At 66.4% G+C, this 5,861-nt stretch carries 3 protein-coding genes and 1 pseudogene; 3 read left to right on the top strand and 1 reads right to left on the bottom strand.

The genetic code is table 11. The features are described 5' to 3' along the window. Window positions 1-165: 165 nt before the first annotated feature. The 3 genes and pseudogenes from ABZX92_RS44815 to ABZX92_RS44805 all read left to right on the top strand — a co-directional run. A pseudogene (locus ABZX92_RS44815) lies at window positions 166-345 on the top strand (zinc finger protein); the annotation flags it as partial. A gap of 234 nt (window positions 346-579) precedes the next feature. Continuing rightward, the gene (locus ABZX92_RS44810) at window positions 580-990 is read left to right on the top strand and encodes a hypothetical protein (RefSeq protein ID WP_355572138.1); all 411 of its coding nucleotides are present in this window, start codon (window positions 580-582) and stop codon (window positions 988-990) included. Further along, window positions 971-1,291, top strand: coding sequence for a helix-turn-helix transcriptional regulator (locus tag ABZX92_RS44805; RefSeq protein WP_355572136.1), 321 nt, complete (start codon window positions 971-973; stop codon window positions 1,289-1,291). Before ABZX92_RS44810 ends, ABZX92_RS44805 begins: the two co-directional genes overlap by 20 nt. Window positions 1,292-1,481: 190 nt before the next feature. Here the strand turns inward: ABZX92_RS44805 and ABZX92_RS44800 are convergent, their stop codons facing one another. Then, window positions 1,482-5,774, bottom strand: coding sequence for a hypothetical protein (locus ABZX92_RS44800; protein ID WP_355572134.1), 4,293 nt, complete (start codon window positions 5,772-5,774; stop codon window positions 1,482-1,484). Window positions 5,775-5,861 lie beyond the last annotated feature (87 nt).

Here is a 5,861-nt window from a genome sequence, read left to right as displayed (position 1 = left end):
GTTACGCTCTTTTCGGGCTCGCTCTATGCGTGTTCTCAGGGGACGTTCAGGGGACATTTGAGGCAACTTCGCGGGCTGGTGCGGATATCCGCAGGAGGGTTTCAGTAGGTCACCACCGACACCACGAGCGCTCGACGCACACAGGTCCACGGGAAGTGATCGGTCATGCCTCGTCCTTTCAAGTGGCAGCCCCACGAGGGGTCGCGCCATGCGATACCTCAGGAGCTCGCCGCGAACGAGGTGGGCAACACCCTTTGTGACCTCGAAGTGACCGCGTCGACCGACAAGTGGGCGGACTCTGAACGCTGCTGGCCTACCTGCGAGAAGTGCGACGCGGTGTGGAGGGAACACGAACACCTCCTGCCATGGCCAAGACCCGCGAAGTCGAAGGCTTCTCCGGTCGTACGAAGCGATGAGCTGGAGGGCCAAGCCTTGCCAGCTGCAGACAAGGCCGCTCAGTTCAGGGAACTCGTCACCACGCTGGCTCTGCTCGCTGTCGAGCTGGACCAGCAGGTCGACATCAGCGCCGCCTGATGAAGACCTTCCGATGCCTCATGAGTGTTGAAAGTGGACGAACTGATGGACAAGATCGAAGCCTGCACGATCCAGCACGCCGCTGTGGACGTTGTCGCGCAACGACAGCGCGAGGCGATCGACGCCGGCAAGAACCAGGACCTCTGCGTACGACGGGAGATCCAGCGGCACGTCGACAACGTCTTTCCCCTTGGACGTGACCTGATCTCAAGGCCTGTGGGTCTCGTCCTGCTCGCCGCGACGTTGGCGTGCGGAGGTTTCGCCGCCTTCACGTCACAGGACTGGCCGACTCTCGCCGTGGCTCTTCTCCACACCGCCGTGACTCTTCTCCTGCTCGACATCGTCCTTCAGGTGCAACGACGCGACAGCCAACTCAAGGCAGGTCTTTACGTCGCCGCAGTCGTCGAACGCTCTACCACCACGCTGACTGAGACCGATGGCCGCGAAGCTGATTGACGGGAAGGCGAGCCTGGAGGTTCGCGCGCTCAGCCGGAGAGTGCTCGGCTGGCGCAAAAAGCGGAACTGGTCTCTGGAGGACCTGAAGGAGATCGTCGGTTTCTCCACGGCGAAGCTGTCCCAGCTGAGCAGTGCGGTGATTCGATGTTCTCCGATGGACGTCGTGAAGATCGCCAGTGCGTGCGGCGTACCGGACGACGAAGTCGAACTCTGCGTTCAAGCGTCGCACCGGCTCGGAGATCCGCCACCCTCGTCTCGATGGCGTTCAGGCCGTCGACCTCGCCATCCAGCAGGCCGCTGACGAGTCCCGCGACCTCGGAGCCGACCTTCGTCTCCTGCGTGGCCTTCACGAGACCGAGCGCGCGGCTGTCCCGTACGTGCGCGGGAATGCGGGCATGCCGACTGGCTGGGAGTCGAACGTGGCTGCGGGATTCTCGTTGCCGTCCGGGTCGGTGACGAAGATCTGCGGTTCCGGGATCGTGTTCGAAGACTCACGTTCCTATCGTGTGTCCGGCAGAGGGGTGCGAGACCACCGACGAGGCCGACGAGGCCGAGCTGTCCGTGCCACCGCGCGTCTGCGTCGGGGTGCCGCGAGTCGGCGCCGGAACGGGCTCGACGCCCGAAGAGCCCGGAGCGCTCGGCGGCGTGTCGGCGCCGATCCGTACAAACGGGCCGCCCTGGGTGCCGGCACGCCCGTCCTCACGCAGGTAGAGCTGACCGTCGGTGGCGTAGACGCGTACTTGCAAGCCCTGGGCCAGCAGCTCGCGATTGATCTCGGTCGCGGCACCCTGCAGCGCATTGCAGATGAGCAGCACCACCGGCGACTTCGGGTTGCCCCACATCGCGTCCCGGATGGGCGCTGTCCTCGCGACCACCTTGGCGAACGCCTCGAGAGCCATCGAGACGATCTCGCCACTGTTCAGCTGCACATCCACAGACCTGCCGGAACCGTGCGCGTCGATGAACACCGGCGGATCCTGCTCGTCACTCCACGGCGCCTTCGCCGCCGCGCTCCACCGCTCGACGCCTTGCTCCGCCGAGCCCCCGCCACTCACCGTGTACACCTGGGACAAGGTCTCCTTGTCCGCATTCTTCGCGAACGCGACGGTGAACTTTTCGTGCTGCGCGGCTGTCACTCCCCGACGGCCGGAAGGAAACGACGCGCCGACGACCTGCCCATTCTTGAACAACGCCACAGTCCGCACATCGCCAGCGGTGAAGTAGAAGACCTTGTCGTCAGACCCAACACCCCGCAACATCTCACGCTGCGGCGACTCAACAACGACAGGCGACGGGAAGACAGGCGGCGGGAACTCGATGCGGACAGGCCCGGTATATCCCTTGACGTTCCGCACGACGACCGGCACATCACTCATGACAAACCGGTGGGCCCGCTTGGGCAGCGCGGTCGACAGCTCCCGCTCGAGTGCGAAGCGGAAGTCGTAGCGCACACGCGCCGCTTCCCTGGTATCAGACTTGGGAACGGTGATCCGGACCGGCTGCGCGGGCAACCCCTCGCGCAAGCCAGCCACGAGCTGGTCCCGGTACGCGTTGACGAACTTGGCGAGCTCGCCCGCGGCGTTCAGCCCGTCCAGCTCGGTGACGATAGTGCCACTGACGTCGAATGCCTCGGCCGGGATCTCCCGATCGCGCACCCTGTACTTAGCTGGCCCCTTCGACATCACGCCATCGAATCCAGCGAGCGAGATCTTGCGGTCAGTCATCTTCGAGTACAGATTCTCCGCGAAGGCGGTGCAGTTGTTCGTGAGCCAGTAGTACGGCGCGTTCTGCACGTGCCGGATGAACACCAGACCGCGGTCGAGCTCGCGCCTCGTTACCCGGCCGGGCACGACCACATCCGGGACCGACATGAAGTCGGGGCTGCGCAGCTCGCCCGGCTGCACCGCGGTGCGGGTCACGTGGCCCTCCGGCCAGAACCCCGCAGAGAACGTGCGGCCTCGGAGCCCGCTTGACCCGATCGGGAACGCGATCTCGACCCACGCGTGGCCGTAGCGGAGTCGCACGTTCTCCGATCTGGTATTCGTGAGCAGAATGTCGAACCTGATGTCGTCGAACCTGATGTCCGAGCTGTAGAGGTTGTGGTAGCCCCACAACGTGCGTTCGAGCTGGCCGATCTCGTAGGAGCGCCGCGGCATCGTGGCTGCGCGGTGACCGATGGCATCAGACCGGGGGGGCGGTTCAGCAGGTACCGCGCGGACAGCGTCAGCCAAACCCGGCGCGTCCTTGAAGAGGTCGCGCCCGTGCACGGCCAGGTGGATCTCCGCGAGCACGAGCACCGACATCGTGTCGTGCTCGATACCGGCGAGCAACCCCATCACATCCCCGCCCACAGCAGCACGCGAACGCACCGCGTCCGACAGCTTCCGCGCGTCCGGGAAATCGACAGAATGGATCAGGGCCAAACCATAAGGCTCTTCGCGGCGAGCGGTCACGATGACCCGCAGCACGTCCGGCCGGTTCCGCACCTTGTCCAGCACAGTCATGAACGCAAACGTGTCGGTCAGCCTGACCAGCGAGCCAGCCAGGAAGACATCCACGTCCCGCACACCGTCGAACGTTGTTGCGAGCCCGATGGCGGGCTCATCTTGCTGCACCGCCGCGAACGGCGTGGTGGGAATGTCGACCTCTGTTGGCGCCGGGGCAGCCACCGCGTCCCCGCGCGTCTGCGTCGGGGTGCCGCGAGTCGGCGCCGGAACGGGCTCGACGCCCGAAGAGCCCGGAGCGCTCGGCGGCGTGTCGGCGCCGACCCGTACAAACGGGCCGCCCTGGGTGCCGGCACGCCCGTCCTCGACCGAGAAGTCCACATCGACCGGAACGGCCGCCGACCGCGTCTGAGTCTCTGGCCGCGACCAGTCGACCTCGATCGTGACAGGCCCATCGCCCGCCTCGTCGGTGATGGTGATGGCGTTCGGCCCGTGCGTAAAGGCATTGAACGCCTCGGTGAGATCCCGGATCACCTCCTGCCGCCGCGGGCCGCCCTGTTCCCCGCCACCTCGCACCACCATGTGGTGTTCAAGCCCCGCGGCGGCGACGTAGCGGACGAAGTCGTCCATCGGCGGGATCTCGCCGTCCTCGCCGATCTCGACGACGACAGGCGCCGATTCCGGCGCTGACGGTAACGGCGTGGCGGGAACGACATCTGATGGCGCCGAAGCAGCCACCGTGCCGTCCACGATGACGCGCACGCTGCTTGTCCGGTTGGCGTCTTCGGAGCTCTTCTGAATCGAGAGACGCGTGTCGCCTCGGGTGATACGGGCGCTCGGGTCCACGTCTCGCTGCACCACGTCCAGCTGGCGGTCGACCGCGACCTCCAGCAGGGCCGCGATGTTGTTGCGGCGTTCGTCGCCCAGATCCGTGCCGCCGCCCTCGATCACCACCTCCGGCGGGGCAATGCCACGCCGGTGCCTGAAGACGATTGCGTCGGCGAGCCGTTCGGCCTGCAGCTCCAACGCTTGCATGACCTCGAGCGACGGCCGGGTGGTGTCGTCGGTGAAGCCGTACGACTTGAATTCCACTCTGCCCGGCCGCTGCGGCTCGACCATGGGGGGCCGCACAAGGGAGACCGGGAAGGTGCGGTCCGCGGGGGCGAGGTCGGCGTTGCGGGTCTGCATGGCGTCGGCCTCGTTGTGGAACGCGACCGACCCGCGCCCCTGCCCGAAGCCGTGCGGCGCCTGGTAACGCGTGGCGTCAACGTCGCCCGAACCGTGGTCGCTGCTTGACTCACCATCGTGGTCGTGCGGTTCGCCGTGGCCGAGCGTGGTGGGCTGGCCGTCGTCGTTGAAAAGCGCGTCCTCGTCGAACGTTTCGTCGTCCTGCAGCTCGGCACGCTGATGTTTGTCCACCCACTCGGCGAAGTCCAACGCGTTCTTGGTGGCCCCGCGGTCCGCCTCGATCTGGAGGCCGACCAGGCTCGCGACGGCGAGGCTGCGGTTCAGCACCCGCCGCTGGGTCTCGCTGAGGTTGTGTATCTGCGCGTCGGTCATCGTCGGGAGGTCCCCGAAGACGATCTCCACGATCTCGAATGCCAGCCGGTGGGTGTTCTCGTCGAGCTCCTGACTCTGAAGCTCCTGGTATGCCGTTTCCCACGCGGCGGCGCGTGCTTCTTCGGTCCGGAAGTTCCTGCTGTCCAACCGGTTCCGGTATTGCTGCACTGCCATCTGTCGGTGGGCCCAATGAGCAAGTATGCGGCCGTTCTCGGTACGCGTGACGCCGTCGGCGTAGATCTGCTCGGCGACGAGGTCGCGGACGCCTTCGTGTACCTCACCGAAGACGTCCTGAACGATCCGGTCGGCCTTGGCGTGCGTGTCCTCCCGCCACCTCAGCCGCCCGGCGACCGCGGCGAACTCCGCCTCCCAGTCACCGGTGTAGACCGCCGTGTTCGCCGGGTGCAGGTGGGCTAGGCGGTGACGGAAGTCAAAGTCGGCGGCATCCTCGGTGACGACATCGTCGCCGTGGGCGAATTCCGCGGGGGCATGTGCGAACTGCTCGGTCGCCCAGTTGGCAAGCTCCTGTGGAGTCGGCGTGACGTCGGGGTCATCGTGCACGATCTGGTCGGCGACTCCCAGGGAGTGGACAAACGACTCCACGTTCCAGGCCTCCGAGGCTCCGTGATCGCGATCGTCGACTTCGGACTCGTTGACGCGGTTCGGGTCGTCCGGTTCAGAGCGCGAGCCGGAACCCCAGTCGGAGTCGCCAGGGCTGCCAGACGCCGCAAGGTTGCGCGACGCGGGCGTCGAAGTGCCCTCGAGCGACCAGCCCTGCACCAGGTCGTCGAAGAATGCCGCGCGTTTCGGCGCCCGCGCCCATGGGCGCCAACGCCATCACAGACGGCAGCAGCAGCCGTCCGACCA

The organism is Lentzea sp. NPDC006480 (genome assembly GCF_040611995.1).
Lineage (GTDB): Bacteria > Actinomycetota > Actinomycetes > Mycobacteriales > Pseudonocardiaceae > Lentzea.
The sequence above is the reverse complement of the archived record's forward strand: the minus strand, read 5'-3'. Positions and strand labels throughout refer to the sequence as shown.